Source organism: uncultured Bacteroides sp. (assembly GCF_958445495.1).
GTDB lineage: Bacteria > Bacteroidota > Bacteroidia > Bacteroidales > Bacteroidaceae > Bacteroides.
Genome location: NZ_CAUCSQ010000029.1, coordinates 22,447 through 39,290, shown reverse-complemented (window position 1 = coordinate 39,290; position 16,844 = coordinate 22,447). Strand labels below are relative to the sequence as shown.

The 16,844-nt window shown below is 45.6% G+C and carries 13 protein-coding genes; 5 read left to right on the top strand and 8 right to left on the bottom strand.

The window, feature by feature from the left end; all coding sequences use genetic code 11:
* Window positions 1–228 precede the first annotated feature (228 nt).
* The 7 genes from Q5076_RS11150 to Q5076_RS11120 all read right to left on the bottom strand — a co-directional run bounded on the left by Q5076_RS11150 (window position 229) and on the right by Q5076_RS11120 (window position 8,774).
* Window positions 229–1,734 (bottom strand): potassium/proton antiporter, encoded by a 1,506-nt coding sequence (locus tag Q5076_RS11150; protein ID WP_303013234.1) that lies wholly within the window; start codon window positions 1,732–1,734, stop codon window positions 229–231.
* Between the two features lie 341 nt (window positions 1,735–2,075).
* Window positions 2,076–3,707 carry a hydroxylamine reductase gene (gene hcp / locus Q5076_RS11145; protein ID WP_303013232.1) on the bottom strand — a complete coding sequence of 544 codons (1,632 nt, stop codon included), beginning with the start codon at window positions 3,705–3,707 and terminating at the stop codon, window positions 2,076–2,078.
* A gap of 153 nt (window positions 3,708–3,860) precedes the next feature.
* Complete coding sequence (locus Q5076_RS11140; RefSeq protein WP_303013224.1) at window positions 3,861–4,529, bottom strand: Crp/Fnr family transcriptional regulator; 669 nt, start codon at window positions 4,527–4,529, stop codon at window positions 3,861–3,863.
* Window positions 4,530–4,539: 10 nt separating this feature from the next.
* Entirely contained in the window at window positions 4,540–5,856 is a 1,317-nt protein-coding gene (locus Q5076_RS11135; protein WP_303013193.1) for a PAS domain-containing sensor histidine kinase, read from the bottom strand.
* A complete protein-coding gene (locus Q5076_RS11130; protein WP_303013190.1) occupies window positions 5,853–7,196 on the bottom strand; it encodes a sigma-54 dependent transcriptional regulator in 1,344 nt (447 codons plus the stop codon). Before Q5076_RS11130 ends, Q5076_RS11135 begins: the two co-directional genes overlap by 4 nt.
* 68 nt (window positions 7,197–7,264) lie before the next feature.
* On the bottom strand, window positions 7,265–7,990 hold the full coding sequence (locus Q5076_RS11125; RefSeq protein WP_303013188.1) for a hypothetical protein: 726 nt from the start codon (window positions 7,988–7,990) through the stop codon (window positions 7,265–7,267).
* Window positions 7,971–8,774: a metallophosphoesterase gene (locus Q5076_RS11120; RefSeq protein WP_303013185.1), complete on the bottom strand. Its 804-nt coding sequence runs from the start codon at window positions 8,772–8,774 to the stop codon at window positions 7,971–7,973. Before Q5076_RS11120 ends, Q5076_RS11125 begins: the two co-directional genes overlap by 20 nt.
* A 404-nt stretch (window positions 8,775–9,178) precedes the next feature.
* Here Q5076_RS11120 and Q5076_RS11115 point away from each other — a divergent pair, with 404 nt between their 5' ends.
* Window positions 9,179–9,853 carry an ABC transporter ATP-binding protein gene (locus tag Q5076_RS11115; RefSeq protein WP_303013183.1) on the top strand — a complete coding sequence of 225 codons (675 nt, stop codon included), beginning with the start codon at window positions 9,179–9,181 and terminating at the stop codon, window positions 9,851–9,853.
* A 12-nt stretch (window positions 9,854–9,865) separates the two neighbouring features.
* On the top strand, window positions 9,866–12,190 hold the full coding sequence (locus tag Q5076_RS11110) for an ABC transporter permease (RefSeq protein ID WP_303013181.1): 2,325 nt from the start codon (window positions 9,866–9,868) through the stop codon (window positions 12,188–12,190).
* 116 nt (window positions 12,191–12,306) lie between these two features.
* On the opposite strand, the gene Q5076_RS11105 is transcribed toward Q5076_RS11110, so the two are convergent.
* Window positions 12,307–13,689: an MATE family efflux transporter gene (locus Q5076_RS11105; protein ID WP_303013180.1), complete on the bottom strand. Its 1,383-nt coding sequence runs from the start codon at window positions 13,687–13,689 to the stop codon at window positions 12,307–12,309.
* Between the two features lie 156 nt (window positions 13,690–13,845).
* Here Q5076_RS11105 and Q5076_RS11100 point away from each other — a divergent pair, with 156 nt between their 5' ends.
* The 3 genes from Q5076_RS11100 (at window position 13,846) to Q5076_RS11090 (ending at window position 16,712) form a co-directional block, all read left to right on the top strand.
* Window positions 13,846–14,493, top strand: coding sequence for an HAD family phosphatase (locus Q5076_RS11100; RefSeq protein ID WP_303013178.1), 648 nt, complete (start codon window positions 13,846–13,848; stop codon window positions 14,491–14,493).
* 219 nt (window positions 14,494–14,712) lie between these two features.
* Window positions 14,713–15,534: a 3-methyl-2-oxobutanoate hydroxymethyltransferase gene (gene panB, locus Q5076_RS11095; RefSeq protein ID WP_303013177.1), complete on the top strand. Its 822-nt coding sequence runs from the start codon at window positions 14,713–14,715 to the stop codon at window positions 15,532–15,534.
* Window positions 15,535–15,542: 8 nt separating this feature from the next.
* A complete protein-coding gene (locus Q5076_RS11090; protein ID WP_303013175.1) occupies window positions 15,543–16,712 on the top strand; it encodes an MFS transporter in 1,170 nt (389 codons plus the stop codon).
* Window positions 16,713–16,844: the final 132 nt, after the last annotated feature.

Genomic DNA, 16,844 nt, shown 5'->3' with positions numbered 1-16,844 from the left:
TTCATCTGAAACCTGGCATTCTTCATTTGAAACTCGACACTTTTCATCGGCAATAAAAAGGCCGTACCAACTCTATTTTGAAGTGCCTCCCAAAAGTTAGACACAAAACTTTTGGGGGGCACTTCATTTTGAGTAATGATATGGCTATTTTTATGTTTATCAGTTAGAATCTGTAACTGTTCGAGTGTTCATCTTCGTTTTGACACATTTCTAATTTTATGGGGTGAGCTATTCTTTTTTATCCGCTGTTTTCTCTCGGATATTCAGTGGTTCGGGCTCGTTCGTTTCTGTTCTGGACTTTTCGGAAATGAGGAGCAGTTTGTCTCCGATATGAAGTTTCAGGGTTCCGTTGGGGATGAGGAATTCATCGCCTCGTTTGACTATCATTACCAATGTGCCTTTAGGCAGGTTCATGTCTTTCAGCGTATCGGCTTCTTCCAACATTTCCGGGGTGACGGTCATGTCTCTGAGGTCGGTGTCGATTTCTTCGGGCAGTTCTACTCCGAAATCGTTTCCGGTCTTTTCCAGAGGTTTGGAGAGGTGCAGTAAACGGGCTACGAAGGAGATGGTAGTTCCTTGCACGACCAAGGAAACGATGGTGATGAAGAATACGATGTTGAAAATGATGTTCGAGCCTTCTATTCCCGCCACTACGGGGTAGGTGGCAAAGATAATGGGGACTGCCCCGCGCAACCCTACCCATGATACGAACAGTCGCGATTTTGCGGTTATTTTCCCGAATGGCAGCAGGCAGAGGAATACGCTTAACGGGCGGCCTACCACAATCATGAAGACGCCAATCAATAAGGCTACCGCCGCAACTTCCAGCATTTCGTGCGGATTGACGAGAAGACCGAGGCAAAGGAACATTATGATTTGAAACAGCCATGTGAGCCCGTCCATAAATGTATAGATGTCTTTACGATGCATGATTTTGTTGTTGCCTACCATGATGCCTGCAATGTAGACGGCCAGGTAGCCGTTGCCTTTCAGCAGGTCGGTGATGGAGAACGTGAAGAAAACGAAAGCCAGCAATAAGATTGGATACAATGCCTGGTTGTCGATGTTGAGCTTGTTCAGCATGTGAATGGCTAGTTTTCCGAGTATGTATCCGGCTGCCGCACCTACGATAAACTGGATGGCGAATGAACCGATGATTGCACCGGTTCCCATACCTGCCGATTGGATGAATTGTATCAGGACGATGGTAAGCATGTATGCCATAGGGTCGTTGCTTCCGCTTTCCAATTCGAGCATGGGGCGAAGGTTGTGTTTCAGGTTCATTTTCTGTGAACGCAGGATGGCGAATACCGATGCCGAGTCTGTGGATGACATGGTGGCCGCTAACAGCAGTGAGGTGGTAATGGGCAGGTAGATATTGGTCCAGCTCATGCCGGACAACCACCAGATGAATAGTCCGGTGAAGAGGGCGGTTAATAAGACTCCGACAGTGGAAAGTACAATGCCTGGGATTAAAATGGGTTTGATTTCTTTGAATTTGGTGTCCATACCTCCTGAAAACAGGATGATGCTTAATGCGACCATTCCGATGAATTGCGCCTCTTTGGCATTGTGAAACTGTAGTCCGAGTCCGTCGCTTCCGAATAACATTCCCACTACAAGGAATAGCAATAAAGTGGGTACTCCGAAGCGATAGCCTGTTTTCCCGACAACGATACTGACGAAAAGTAAGATGGAACCGATAAGTAGGGTGTTTTCTGCTGTAAATACCATAAACAATCTGTTGTTAAGTTATAAAACTGTCGTATTACTTCTCACTGTGCGAAGTTACATATAATTAACAACAATTTAAAGGTGGTATTGGATGTATTTATGTGAAAAAAGATGGTTAATTTGTCTTAAAAGGGAGGCTTTGCAGAGAACTGCCGAATAAAAATGGGAGGGGGATAAAAATAATTCCCTTGTTTTAGTTCCGGTTTGCAGTATTGACGTCGGGACTAAACAGGGGAATTTATTTTTTAAGGGACTATACTCCGTCGTTTTTTCCGGACGGATGTTTCTGGCTTTGACAGTTGCTCGACGGGCGCCGATGTTACCATGTCCGTGTCAAAGGGTTATGCCAGGAATTTCATTATGTCTTCGTCTACCGTGCCGATGCCGCCGATTCCGAATTGTTCAATCAGTACGTTTTTTACATTCGGGGACAGGAAGGCGGGCAAAGTGGGGCCCAGATGAATATTTTTCACTCCTAAAGCCAATAGGGCTAATAATACGATAACGGCCTTTTGTTCATACCAGGCGATGTTATATACGATGGGGAGTTTGTTGACATCGTCCAATCCGAAGATTTCTTTTAGTTTCAGGGCAATAACCGCCAAGGAATAGCTGTCGTTGCATTGTCCTGCATCCAATACGCGGGGAATGCCGTTGATATCTCCCAACGGTAGCTTGTTGTATCTGTATTTGGCGCATCCGGCGGTGAGGATAATTGTATCTTTCGGGAGCTTTCGGGCAAATTCCGTATAGTATTCACGGCTTTTCATACGTCCGTCGCATCCTGCCATGACGAAAAATTTGCGGATAGCGCCGCTTTTGACGGCTTCTACGATTTTATCTGCCAGGGCGGTTACTTGGGCATGGGCGAATCCTCCGGTGATGGTCCCGTTTTCTATGGCTACCGGTGGCTGGCATTGTTTGGCATGGGCAATCAGTGCGGAGAAGTCTTTCGGTTTTCCGTCTTTCCGTTCGGGAATGTAGTGCGCTCCTTCCAGTCCGCAGGCGCCGGTGACATAGATACGGTCTTTGTAGCTGGCATTGGGGCGCGGAGGGACGATGCAGTTGCTCGTAAACAATATGGGGCCGTTAAAGCTCTCGAATTCTTCTTTTTGCTTCCACCAGGCATTTCCGTAATTTCCTGCCAGGTGTTTGTATTTCTTTAATTGGGGATAATAGTGTGCAGGAAGCATTTCGCTGTGGGTGTATATGTCTATTCCTGTACCTTCGGTTTGCTTTAGCAGTTCTTCCAGGTCTTTCAGGTCGTGGCCGCTAATGAGGATACCCGGATGATTGCGGACTCCCAGGTTTACTTCTGAGATTTCCGGATTCCCGTAGCTGCCGGTATTTGCCTTGTCCAGTTGCGCCATGGCAGATATTCCGTGTTTGCCGGTTTCCAGGGTGAGTTGCACCAGTTCTTCCATTGTGATGTCGTTGCGGGTTAACTGCGCTAGGGCATGTTGCATGAAAGCGAATATCTCCGGTGACCGGTAGCCCAGGTTGTGGGCGTGTTCCACATAAGCGGCCATTCCTTTCAGCCCGTAGTGTACCAGTTCTTTTAGGGAACGGATGTCTTCGTTGGGAGTGCGGAGTACTCCTACCGTTTGAGCTTTTTCTTCAAATTCTTTTTCTTCTCCATCCCAAAGGCATTCGTCGGGAGCGTCTTTGACAATGACTGTGTTGCCGAGTTCTTTCTTCAGCCGCAGTCCTTCTTTTATCTTTTCGGTAATAGCCGTTTTATCAAAATTAGCGTTGGTGATGGTTATGAAAAGGGCATCATAGATGAATTTATCCGCTTTGTCGGAAGGATGGCCTTCTTTTCGCAGGTGTTCGTTGTACACGGCGATTCCGCGCACTACGAAAAGTAACAGGTCTTGCAGGTTAGCCACTTCGGATGTTTTACCGCATACTCCTTTCAGGGTGCAGCCCGTACCCATTGCGGTTTCTTGACATTGATAACAGAACATACTCATAATTTATACGTTTTTAATTAGTCTTTTTGTTTATTGAACGCAAAAGTAGAGGAAAGGTTTCAGGTGATTCTGTAACCAATGTTACAACCTGTAGCATTTTTCATGAAGAATGCTACAGGTTTGAAAAATGTGTTTTCCGCCTGTTCCGGATAGTTACCGGATTAGACGTGCCAATTCTTCTTTTTGGAGGATGGTGATGTGTTTCCGGTCGACTGCCAGTAACCCGTCTTCCTGCATATGTGACAGTTCGCGTGCCAGAGAAGGACGGGATACGCCGAAATAGTCGCTCAATTCTTGTTGGGAACGGTCGAGGGTGATGTGTGTCTGTTGTTGTTGGCTGTATAGTCGAAGCAGGTAAGAGGCAATCTTCTGCCGGATAGTCTTGAAGGACATGAAAAAAAGCTTGTCGGACAGGGTACGCGCGTAGTTGGCTGAGAGGTTCATGTAGTTTTCCAGGAATTGTTCATTTTTACGGAACAGCTCCAGTACGCTTATTCTGGGGATTTCAATTACTTCGGTCGCCTCATTGGCTGTCACTTCTACCGGATACCGGTTGTTTTCACCGAACAGGAAAAGGGGGGCGATGGCTCTTGGGGAGGCGATATCTTCCACTTTAATCAGTCTTCCTGAGTAATCTATCATTTCTCCCCGTACACTTCCTTTTGTCAGAATGACTAGGCGGTTGCAGACGTCTCCCTGTTTTGCCAGGATTTCTCCTTTTTTATAGAAACGGGTATGAAAACTGATTTTCTCAAAGTCAGAGGATAGCCTTTCCGGGCTGATTCCCCGAAACAACGGGTTGTTGGCAAGTATGGAAAGCATAGGTTAATTGTTATTTGAATTTTAATATGAATTTTGTCTCTTTCTCATCCGGGAATAAGGTCAGGCTGCCGCCTGAGAGCCGCATAATCTGGCGGGAGATGCTTAACCCGATTCCGCTGCCTCCTTCTTTTGTGGTGAAGAAGGGAATAAATATGTGTTCCGCTATTTCCGGTGGAATAGCGGGGCCGTTATTTTTTATTTCAATCCATATTTCTTCTGTTTCGTTGCAATAGGCAAGAATGTCTATTTGCCCGTCTGCCTGATTGCCGATGGCTTGGATTGCATTTTTCAGAAGGTTGATAACCACTTGCGAGACAAGGTTTTCGTCTGCATATAAAAGCAGGTCGGCAGGGACGATTTCAGTCCGGAAGGCAATTTGTTCGCAGGGGTTCTGGTGCCGGGTGAGTTCGACCATTCGTTCGATGAATGTTTTTACGTAGAAGAGTGAGGGTACGGGAGTCGGTATGCGCGTGAACTTCCGGTAGGAATCTACGAAAGCGAGCAGTCCTTTTCCGGTTGTACTGATGGTTTGCAATCCGTGGCTTATTTCTTCGTCTTTTCCTTCCGTCATTGAAAGAAGCGTATCGCTTAGTGAGGTGATGGGGGTGACGGAATTCATTATTTCATGGGTGAGTACACGGGTCAGCCGAATCCACGAGTCTATCTCTTTTTCATCCAGTTCGGTATTAATATCGTTCAATGCGAGAATGCGCAGATGTTCTTCGTGTATGTTAATTTCCGAGACGTGTATAGATAGGTTGACCGTTCCCCGTTCATTGTGGAACATAGCTTGCAGTTTGTCTCCCGGACAGCAGTTTTTTATTTTTTTCATGAGTGCGGGGTCTATCCTGCTTAGCTGGTGGACGTGGGTGAATACGTTTAATCCCAGGAGGTGCAACGCTTCTTTGTTTTTCTGGTACACGGCTCCGTTGTCATTGAGGACTAAAAGGCCGGTACTGACAAAATCCAGAATCAGTTCGTAATATTTTTCCTGTTGCGCGGTTTCCGCTTTTACATCATATAAGATGCGGCTGACCCGGTTGAGCGCCCGGTTGATTTGTATGTTCTCGCGCGTGTCCGTATCTTCGGAGAAATGGAAGGAGTTGTCATTATTCTCCAATGCGTCAATCATGAAAAGTGCTTGTTTGACGTGGTGGCGGTAAAGCCGTATCTGCCATAGTATGCTCAGGACTGACAGGCTGCAACAGATTCCGGACCAGATGTAGAATTGGAGAAAGCCGAAGCAGACCGTAATCGCACTGAGAAGTGCGGTCAATGTTGCCCTGAACCAGCATTGACGGGTTATATATCGGAAATTTATCCTCATAATCCGAATTTTTTCATTTTGTTGTAAAGTGTCTGCCGGGTGATACCTAATTGGACAGCTACGGCCGACAGGTTTCCGGTACAGGTGTCCAGCGCTTTCCGTATCATTTGTTTTTCCATTTCCTCTAAAGTGGAAACTTGTTTTTCTTCGTTTTCTGTTTTTCTGGAAGGCAACTGGAACATTTCGGCGGGGATTTGCGGGACATCGTTCATGATAACCGCTTTTTCAATGACGTGTTCCAGTTCCCGGATATTACCGTACCAGGGATGTGCAATCAGTTTCTCTTTGGCTGCCGGGGTGAGCTCCATCGGTTCTTTTCCATATTGTTTGCAAAAACGTATGATGAATTTTCCTGCCAGCGGAATGATGTCTTCCTTCCGTTTTCTAAGGGGAGGTATTTCAATGTGGATGGTATTGATGCGGTATAATAAATCTTCCCTGAATTCTTCCCGGTCGGCCATTTCCTGCAAGTTCTGGTTGGTGGCGCATATCAGCCGGATATCGATGGGTATCGGGGTGTTGCTTCCTACCCGTACGATTTGCCTCCGTTGGAGCGCTGTCAGTAGTTTGGCTTGCAGGTGATAGGGAAGGTTTCCTATTTCATCCAGAAATAAGGTGCTTTTGTCTGCTGCCTCAAATTTTCCTGTCCGGTCGGCATAGGCATCTGTAAAGGACCCTTTTGTATGGCCGAAGAGTTCGCTTTCGAATAGGGACTCGGTAATGGCTCCCATGTCTACGGCAATCATTTCCTGATGTTTCCGGTTGGAAAGGGCATGGATTTCCCGTGCGAGTACTTCTTTACCTGTTCCGTTTTCACCTGTAATCAGGATGTTGGCGTCTGTGGCGGCTACTTTTTCAATTAGCATCCGGAGCTGTCGCATCGTTTGGCTTTCTCCCCAATAGATAGGCGGATTGTCGGCAGGTTCTTTCTGTATTTTTCCTTTCTTTCCATTCCGTAGGGGTTGGACGGCATTTGTCAGGGTTTCTATTAATTTCCGGTTGTCCCACGGTTTGACGATGAAATCGGTGGCTCCTTCTTTGATTCCCCGGATGGCGAGGTCGATATCCGCATAAGCGGTAAAGAGTACGACGGGAAGCTCCGGTTGTACTTTCTTTATTTCGTGTAGCCAGAACAACCCTTCATTACCGGTGTTGATACCTGCCGTGAAGTTCATGTCCAACAACACTGCTTCCGGCATTTCTTCCCGTATTACGGAAATGAGGGCGGCCGGTGAGGCAAGTATGACAACTTTTGAAAAGTAGTTTTTCAAAAGGAGCTGTACGGCGGCCAGCACTCCTTTGTTATCGTCTACAATGATAATTGTTCCAGATTTATTCATATTCGATTCTGTTTGCACGCCGCAAACTTACGAAAAAGTAATTCATAATTCAAGATTCGTCATTGAAATTACAACCACTGGAATTTTACTCCGAACGATAGGCTGAGATAATCACGGGGTCTGAGGTAGCTATTGTTTACAGCGCTAATCAGGTAAAGGTCACATGTACTTATTTCATAGAAGAAAGTGACGGATTTTGCCAGAAACCGGTATTTCGGGGCGATGTCATACGTCAGCCGTTGTCCCAGGTAGACATGGATACGTATTTTGCTGGAAAAACCGTAATAACCTTTCGGATAGCGGTCGGGCTCGTTTACCCAGAACTGGTCGCCGAATACGGTGTTCAGATAAAGCCCGCAAGCCAACGGTTCCGTAGAGAAACCTTTGCCTATGTGAATGCTCCAGGGCATGTAGTTCTGTTTCAGCGTCATGGTTATTTTCGCTTTTTTGGATGAATATTTCGGAATGAAACCGAATAACAGGTCGGTCTCCCACTGGTTATGTTTTCCGTAGTCCCATCCCGGTCCGAGAGAAAGCAGCCCCATGTTTCCGGCATATTGAATTTTTGAATGGGTAGGTATGATTCGTTCCCAATGCCTGCGGAAGCGGTGGATACGTTTGTCGTAACGGGTTGTTTTCGTCTGGCTGGGTGTAGCAGGCAATACGGTGTCCGGATTGGCGACGGCAAATGATGAGTCACGCTTGCAGATAGCTGATACCGGACGGGAGAAAAGCAGGAAAGTCATCAGCAGTCCCGCCATCCGTACTGTATATTTAATATTTAACCAGTTCATATGTATATTTTTCCGGGGTTATGGTAAATACCAGGTAACTGCGGTAATCCATGCAATCACTGGTTATGTAGTGTATTCCGTCGTCAAAAATCACATCGTCCCGATAGTGGTGGGTGTGTGCGGCAGTACAGAATTGAATGCCGGGGTATTGTTTTACGTAATGTTGGAAGACTTTCGCCACATTGTCATTGAACACGTCCGTGTAGGGACGCGCATGCATGCATACCACGGTTTTTGAGAATTCACCGGCTCTGGCCGTTATTTCGTTTTCCATAAAAGTAAAGTCCGGAACCGGTTCTGAATAATCGTATTCCAACGCATTGGTGTTGAGGCAGACGAATTTTGTATCTCCGGCGATAAAAGAGAAGTTGGTTGTTCCGAAGATGGTTTTAAAAGTCTCTTCTCCCGTACCTAGGCAGTCGTGGTTTCCGATAAGGGCTACATAAGGGACTTTCAGCCCGTTCATGATGTCTCGTTGCCAGATAAATTCTTTGGTAACTCCGAAATCGCTCATGTCTCCGCCATGAATGACGAAGTCAATGTCGTTTCTTTTATTGATTTCATTTACAAAATCGGCGGTTTCGTCATACCAGCGTTGGGAATCGCCCATAGTGACGAAGCGGATGGTTGTTTTACCTTTGCAGCCGGTCTCTATTTGTTCGATGTTGCGTGCGTTTATATTCGTCTCTCCACTGATTCGCACATCATAGGGGTGATAGTCAATCATGTCACATCCCGCCCAAAGCAGGCAAGACAAGAGGATGCATAATTTTTTGTTTGGCATAATTTAAATATCGGTTTGTTGAAAACTTTATGCGAAGGTAAAGTTTTTGAATGATATATTGATAGTCGGCGATATGAAATAGGAAAAAGGGAACAATAAATAGGTAGAAGTATCTATTCTCCGGGCAGGTTGGAGCCGTTGGGCGATTTGTCTAATAATTGGACGTCATTGTCTAATTATTAGACAATGAAGGATGGAATCGGTAAGGCTTAAATAATTGATTATTAATAAATTTTTGATTTTGGCATACTTCCTGTATTATAATTAAGGCATCTTTCATAACAGAATGATTATGAAAGGTATGGGCAAGTTGTCCTGTATGGGATTTTTCGGAAGAATGCGAAAGATGAGATAAACGGATTGTCGGGACATGGTAAGTATGAAACATCATAAATTTGAATAAAATGATACAAATTACAGACATTAGTAAAGTATTCCGTACTTCTGAAGTGGAGACGGTTGCATTAAATCACGTGAGTCTTGAGGTGAAGGAAGGGGAGTTTGTCGCCATCATGGGCCCTTCGGGGTGCGGCAAATCCACCTTGCTGAATATTCTCGGTTTGCTGGACAATCCTACCGAGGGTTCGTATCGGTTGATGGGGGAAGAGATGGCCGGGTTGAAAGAGAAAGAGCGTACGTATGCCCGCAAAGGTAAGCTCGGTTTTGTTTTTCAGAGTTTCAATCTGATAGATGAGTTGAATGTTTATGAGAATGTGGAGTTGCCGCTAACTTACCTGGGATTCAAATCATCGGAACGCCGGCGGATGGTGGAAGATATTTTAAAAAGAATGAACATCAGCCATCGTGCCAAGCATTTTCCGCAACAGCTTTCCGGGGGACAACAGCAACGGGTTGCCATAGCGCGTGCTGTGGTGACTGCTCCCAGGTTGATACTTGCCGACGAACCTACGGGTAATCTGGACTCGAAAAACGGGGCGGAGGTGATGAACCTGCTTACGGAACTGAACAGGGAAGGGACTACTATTGTCATGGTGACGCATTCACAGCATGATGCGAGTTTCGCTCACCGTACCGTTCATTTATTTGACGGAAGTGTTGTGGCAAGTGTGACGGCTTAAACAGGACAGGTTATGAGACAATTTTATTATAGCATACGGACTTTGAAACGTGAATGGGGTTCGAATATCATAAGGGTGATTTCTCTTTCTTTAGGGCTTACCATCGGTATCCTGCTTTTCTCGCAGATTGTGTTTGAGTTGAGTTATGAGCGTTGTTATTCGGAAGCGGAACGTTTGGCGCTTGTACGTTGCCGGATTACCAATCCCGGTACGGGTGAGGTGATAAGGGATGATGAAAGACAAAATTACGATTATACGGTTTATGATGTAACGGCTGCTACGCTAGCACAAGAAATGCCGGAAGAAATCGAGTTTGCCAGTTGTGTCCTTCCTCTGACGAGTTTTAGCATATACTATGAGGACAAATTGCTGTCTGATGTGGATTATATATATGTGGATACCTGTTTTTTTCAGACTTTCGACATACCGGTGTTGAAAGGGAATCCCAAGGATATGATTATGCCTGGAAGTGTTTTTGTTTCGGAGCATTTCGCCCGTGAGACTTTCGGAAGCGAGGACCCGATTGGCAAGACGCTTTCTGCCGACAAGCAGAAAGACTTTACCATCCGCGGCGTATATAAGGATGTACCGGAGAATACGATGCTGACTCACGATTTTGTAGTTTCCATCCATCGTGACGGAGGTTATCAGGCCGGGGCCGGTTGGAAAGGGAACGACGTGTTTTATGCGTTTCTCCGTTTGCGTAATGCTTCGGATATTGATAAAGTGAATGATAATATTCAGAGGGTGATAGGAAAATACACTTCTTTGGAGCTTGACGGTTGGAAGATGGATTATAGTGTCATTCCGTTGGTGAAATTTCATTTGTCGTTTTTCGATGTGCAGAAACGGCTGGTTATCTATGGATTTCTGGGGTTTGCCATTTTCTTCGTGGCTATCATGAACTATATGCTGGTTTCTATTGCTACTTTGAACCGTCGTGCGAAAGGGATAGGAGTGCATAAGTGTAACGGGGCCAGTTCGGCGAATATTTTCGGTATGTTTCTGATGGAGACGGGGATTCTTGTCATTGTGTCTGTACTGCTTAGTTTCCTGTTGATATTTAATATGGACGGTTTGATTGAGGATTTGCTTTCTGTCCGTCTTTCTTCATTGTTTACTTGGGAAACGTTATGGGTTCCGTTGCTTACCGTTATCGTGCTTTTTGTATTGGCGGGTTGCATCCCCGGACGCCTTTTCTCACACATACCTGTTACGCAGGTGTTCCGTCGTTATACCGACGGAAAGAAAGGATGGAAGCGTTCATTGTTGTTCGTGCAGTTTACCGGGGTTTCATTTGTCTTAGGGCTGTTGTTGGTTACTTTGTTGCAATACAGTCATTTGATGAGCCGGGATATGGGCATTGTCATTCCTGGATTGACTCAAGCCCAGACGTGGCTTCCTAAGGAATCTGTCGAGTATGTGAAGGATGAACTGCGACGCCAGCCGATGGTAGCCGGGGTGACTGCTGCTGTGAATGGAGTACTTGGAGAGTATTGGACACGCGGGTTGATCGGAAATGACGGCAAGCGGATTGCCACGCTTAATTTTAATTATTGCCATTACAATTATCCGGAGGTAATGGGGATTAAACTCATAGAGGGGACTACTCTGAAAAAACAGGGAGATTTGCTGGTTAACGAGGAGTTGGTGCGCTTGATGAAATGGACGGATGGTGCGGTAGGGAAGAAAGTAAACGGTTTCCAAGGAACAGTTGTCGGTGTTTTCCGTGATGTCCGGAATTACAGTTTTTATTCTTCTCAGGCTCCTATCGTTTTGATAGGTGATGAACAGGCACAAAGTAGTCATACATTTAATGTACGTTTGAAACAGCCTTATGACGAAAACTTGAAACGCTTGAATGAGTTTGTGGAGAAAACATTCCCGAACATGTCTCTGCAATTTGTTTCGGTCGACCGGATGGTGAAGGATGTGTATAAGAATGTGTACCGGTTCCGCAACGCTGTTTGGATTACTTCGGGTTTTATCCTGCTGATTGTTATCATGGGATTGATTGGTTATGTCAATGACGAGACTCAACGCCGGAGCAAGGAAATTGCTATCCGGAAGGTGAATGGAGCTGAGGCATCGCATATATTGAGATTGTTGACATGTGATATTCTGTACGTTTCCGTGGTTTCTATTTTGATAGGGACAGTGGTCGCTTATTTTGCAGGGCGGGCTTGGCTTGACCAGTTTGCCGAGCAGATAGGCCTGAATCCTTTGCTTTTTGTAGGTACTGCTTTGTTCGTACAGGTATTGATTATAGTTTGCGTGGTGTTAAAGGCATGGTATATTGCCAATGAAAATCCGGTGAACAGCATTAAGGCTGAATAAACGGATTATTGGTTTCAAAAAAATAAATCCGGTCTGTCGTTTTTTTCTTTTTCTCCTTATTATATACAGGGAAACTGATTGGACGGCAGGCTGGATTTGTATTTTATTTTTTTATGCTACGACAGGGTATTTACATCCGGTCCCGCGTTGACGGTTTCTTGTCCGGATACCTTTTTGATATAGGCTACCAGGCTAATGACAGCGGTTATGAATGCGAATGCGTCGGATACGGGCATACTGAACCAGATGCCTTTCAGTCCCCACCAATGGGGAAAAAGCAGCAGACACGGCAATAGGTAGAGCAGTTGCCGTGTCAATGACAGGAAGATGCTGATTTTGGCTTTGCCGATGCTTTGGAAGAAGTTGCCGATTACGATTTGAGCTCCGACAAACGGAAACATGAGTACTGCTATCCGAAGCCCTTCTACGGCAAGCCCTATCAGATGGTCGCTATCTGTAAAAATTGCGGAAACCGCATGTGGAAAAAGCTCGCAGATAAGGAAACCGCTACTGGTGATAACCACTCCTGAAATAATGCCTAGCCGCAAGGTTTGTTTTACCCGGTCTATTTTTTGTGCTCCGAAGTTATAGCCGACGATGGGTTGCATTCCCATAGTCAGTCCCAGTACGACCATAACATAGAGCGTCAGTAGCCGGTTGATAATGCCGTAAGCGCCGATAGCCATGTCACCTCCGTGATTTTGCAGGCTATTGTTGATAATGATGACTATGACGCAGGCGCATACGTTCATCAGGAACGGTGACATGCCGATGGCAAAGATGTTTCCTATAATCCGTTGTTTCATTTTCCATACTTTCCCTTCAAAATGTACAGTACTGTCTTGTCTGAGAAAGTGGTTTACAACCCATACCATGCCGATTAATTGCGATATGACGGTTGCTGTGGCGGCTCCCCGCATTCCCCATTCAAAATGGAAGATGAAGATAGGAGCGAGGACTATATTTGCCACTACCGTCACCATCGAAGTCAGCATCGCTTTCTTGGGGTATCCGGTGGCTCGCATCACATTGTTTAATCCAATCATGGTGTAGGTGACGGGGGTTCCCAGCAGGATTACCTGCATAAAACTGCGTGCATAGGGAAGTGTGTCCGGGCTTGCGCCGAAGAAAATCAATATATCGTCGAGAAAAATGAAGGATAGTACGCCGAAAAACACGGAGTTGGTGATGCAGAGCATCAGCGTGTGGGACAGGATTTCCGTAGCTCCTTTCATGTCTTTTTGTCCGAGCCGGATGGAGGCGAGGGTGGAACCGCCGGCGGAGACCAGTGTACAAAAAGCGACGACAAGGTTCATCAGGGGAAAACTGATTGCCAGTCCGGCAATAGCCATGGCGCCTACGCCATGCCCGATAAATATACTGTCTATAATGTTATAGATAGAAGTGATTGTCATTCCGATAATGGCGGGAATGGAATATTGCAGCAACAGTTTGCCGATACTTTCTTTACCTAATATATGCGGGTCGTTTTTGCTCATGCGGCCGGATGTTTTTTTGATTGGACGAAGTGTGTGTTACGTTTTTTTAAGTGGGACAAAGGTACGAATAATTTGTCTGATTCGATGATTATTCGGAACTTTGCACAAGTCAATACACAAGGTTTAACGTTTAAGGTAGAAAGGATGTTTAGTTATATGGATACAACGAAAACAATTGCGGCATTGTTTGATTTTGACGGTGTCGTTATGGATACGGAAACCCAATACACCGTTTTTTGGGATGCTCAGGGACGTCGGTATCTGGGAGAAAAAGATTTCGGGCGCCATATTAAAGGACAAACGCTGAATCAGATTTATGAGAAGTATTTTTCTGATCGGCCGGATGTTCAACAGGAGATTACTGCAGAACTGAATGTTTTTGAAAAGGAAATGTCTTATGAATACATTCCCGGTGTGGAGGCTTTTATTGCCGGGCTTCGTCATCATGGCGTAAAGGTAGCCATAGTCACCAGTTCTAATGAGGAAAAAATGCAGAATGTTTATAATGCTCATCCTGAGTTTAAGGGAATGGTAGACCGCATCTTGACCGGTGAAATGTTTGCCCGTTCCAAACCTGCTCCGGATTGCTTTCTTCTGGGGATGGAGATATTCGGTGCCGCTCCTGAAAATACGTATGTGTTTGAAGACTCTTTTCATGGTTTGCAAGCCGGAATGGCTTCCGGTGCTACCGTAGTCGGGCTTGCTACTACTAACACACGTGAGGCTATCGCCGGGAAGGCGCATTATATCATAGATGATTTTACCGGAATGACGTGCGATAAACTGTTGGAAATGCATCGTTAGTTTCATATTCACGGTAGTTTATCCTGTTCTTTCCATCGTTTGTCCGGCCTGTCTTTCCGGTTGTTTTCCGGCTGGCTTCGACAAGTGATGGAAAGGATTTTTTGTTTTTCTTTCTCTGTTATGAATTAAATGTTATAACTTTGCCCCCGATTTTTGAGGGTATTCGATGCCTTCAAGACTGACAAAACTTATATTAAGAATCCTAAATTAAAAGAAGACATGGCTGGTTATATATCAGATGATACAAGAAAGGTGACTACTCATCGCCTGATTGAAATGAAACAGAGAGGTGAAAAGATTTCTATGCTTACATCGTATGACTACACGATGGCGCAGATTGTTGACGGTGCCGGAATGGATGTGATTCTGGTTGGTGATTCCGCTTCTAATGTAATGGCGGGGAATGTGACGACATTGCCTATCACTCTCGACCAGATGATTTATCATGCCAAGTCCGTAGTGCGTGGCGTGAAACGTGCCATGGTAGTCGTTGATATGCCTTTCGGCTCTTATCAGGGAAATGAAATGGAGGGGCTTGCATCTGCTATCCGTATAATGAAGGAGAGCCATGCCGATGCTTTGAAATTGGAAGGTGGAGAAGAAATTATCGGTACGGTGAAGCGTATCATTAGCGCGGGTATTCCGGTGATGGGGCATCTGGGATTAATGCCTCAGTCTATCAATAAATACGGGACATATACGGTACGCGCCAAGGATGATGCCGAGGCGAATAAGCTGATTCGTGACGCTCATTTGCTTGAGGAAGCCGGTTGTTTTGCGATTGTTCTTGAAAAGATTCCGGCTGCCCTTGCAGAGCGTGTGGCTTCGGAATTGACGATACCTATGATTGGTATAGGCGCCGGCGGGCATGTAGACGGTCAGGTGTTGGTTGTCCAAGATATGCTGGGAATGAATAATGGGTTCCGTCCCCGTTTCCTGCGACGTTATGCCGATTTGTACACCGTAATGACCGATGCCATCAGCCGTTATATCTCTGACGTGAAGAATTGCGACTTCCCCAATGAGAAGGAACAATATTAAAATGATATATGGCAGTTAGGTTGTGGACAGTACATTTTATACGGATATGTATAGCTAATTTGTTGTTGTTCGTATCCGTGTATATGTTGTTTCCGGTTCTTCCCGTCGAGATGGCGGGACGTCTGGGAGTACCGGTTGCACAAATAGGAACGGCTTTCCTTTTTTTTACGGTGGGGATGTTTCTGATTGGCCCCTTTCATGCTTATCTGGTCGATGCTTACAAGCGTAAGAATGTGTGTATGTTCTCTTTTGCCCTGATGGTGGTGGCGACGGCCGGATACGGTTTTGTGACGAACCTCACGGAACTGTTTTTGTTGAGTACCGTGCAGGGGGTGGCATTCGGAATTGCCGCTACCGCCGGAATTACACTGGCTATTGATATTACGAATTCTACGCTTCGCAGTGCCGGGAATGTAAGTTTTTCCTGGATGGCGCGTTTGGGAATGATTCTGGGAATTGTTCTGGGAGTATGGATTTATCAGCATTACGCATTCAAGACCGTATGGACGGTTTCCGTTATAGCCGGAGCGGCGGGTATCCTGGCCGTATGCGGGGTATATGTTCCTTTCCGTGCGCCGATAGTCACCAGGTTGTATTCTTTCGACCGTTTTTTGTTGCTCCGCGGATGGGTTCCTGCCATAAATATGATTCTGATAACTTTTGTGCCGGGGTTGCTGATTCCTCTTATTCATCCTTTGCTCAATGATTTTGTATGGGAAGGTGTATCCGTTCCTTTTTTTGCAGGGGCGGGAGCTGGTTATCTGGTTTCTATATTATTGACCCGTTTATTTTGCCTTCCGTCTTTGTCTTTTCTAAAAGAGAAAACGATGCGGGTGGTAATTATAGGGCTCGGATTGGAAATTCTGGCTGTTTCTTTATTGAGGATGGATTGTTCCGTATGGGTGGTTTCTGTCCTTCTCGGACTCGGATTGGGATTTGTCATGCCGGAGTTTTTGATGATGTTCGTGAAGTTGTCCCATCATTGTCAGCGGGGAACGGCCAATACTACGCAATTGTTGGCTTGTGAGGCTGGAATCGCATCGGGGATTGTTACGGCTTGCAATATGGAAGTGGACGCGGGCAGGATGCTTTATTTCGGACAGATAGTTGTTTTAATCGCATTGATTTTTTTTGTACTGGTGACTTATCCTTATTATATAAGAAAGAAAGTGAGATGAGACAGGACAGTAGGCTGGAATGTAGATGAAAGAAAAGAATTGTATCGTTATTTCATATTGACCCCCGAAAGTTTTGCAAAACTTTCGGGGGTCAGTGTATCGGGAGGTTTGATATAGCTCTTTTAGTTGGTA

Bases quoted from the DNA above. Each gene is read 5' to 3' on its own strand.
- Q5076_RS11150 (WP_303013234.1), bottom strand. From the start codon at position 1,734: ATGGTATTTACAGCAGAAAACACCCTACTTATCGGTTCCATCTTACTT.
- hcp (WP_303013232.1), bottom strand. From the start codon at position 3,707: ATGAGTATGTTCTGTTATCAATGTCAAGAAACCGCAATGGGTACGGGC.
- Q5076_RS11140 (WP_303013224.1), bottom strand. From the start codon at position 4,529: ATGCTTTCCATACTTGCCAACAACCCGTTGTTTCGGGGAATCAGCCCG.
- Q5076_RS11135 (WP_303013193.1), bottom strand. From the start codon at position 5,856: ATGAGGATAAATTTCCGATATATAACCCGTCAATGCTGGTTCAGGGCA.
- Q5076_RS11130 (WP_303013190.1), bottom strand. From the start codon at position 7,196: ATGAATAAATCTGGAACAATTATCATTGTAGACGATAACAAAGGAGTG.
- Q5076_RS11125 (WP_303013188.1), bottom strand. From the start codon at position 7,990: ATGAACTGGTTAAATATTAAATATACAGTACGGATGGCGGGACTGCTG.
- Q5076_RS11120 (WP_303013185.1), bottom strand. From the start codon at position 8,774: ATGCCAAACAAAAAATTATGCATCCTCTTGTCTTGCCTGCTTTGGGCG.
- Q5076_RS11115 (WP_303013183.1), top strand. From the start codon at position 9,179: ATGATACAAATTACAGACATTAGTAAAGTATTCCGTACTTCTGAAGTG.
- Q5076_RS11110 (WP_303013181.1), top strand. From the start codon at position 9,866: ATGAGACAATTTTATTATAGCATACGGACTTTGAAACGTGAATGGGGT.
- Q5076_RS11105 (WP_303013180.1), bottom strand. From the start codon at position 13,689: ATGAGCAAAAACGACCCGCATATATTAGGTAAAGAAAGTATCGGCAAA.
- Q5076_RS11100 (WP_303013178.1), top strand. From the start codon at position 13,846: ATGGATACAACGAAAACAATTGCGGCATTGTTTGATTTTGACGGTGTC.
- panB (WP_303013177.1), top strand. From the start codon at position 14,713: ATGGCTGGTTATATATCAGATGATACAAGAAAGGTGACTACTCATCGC.
- Q5076_RS11090 (WP_303013175.1), top strand. From the start codon at position 15,543: ATGGCAGTTAGGTTGTGGACAGTACATTTTATACGGATATGTATAGCT.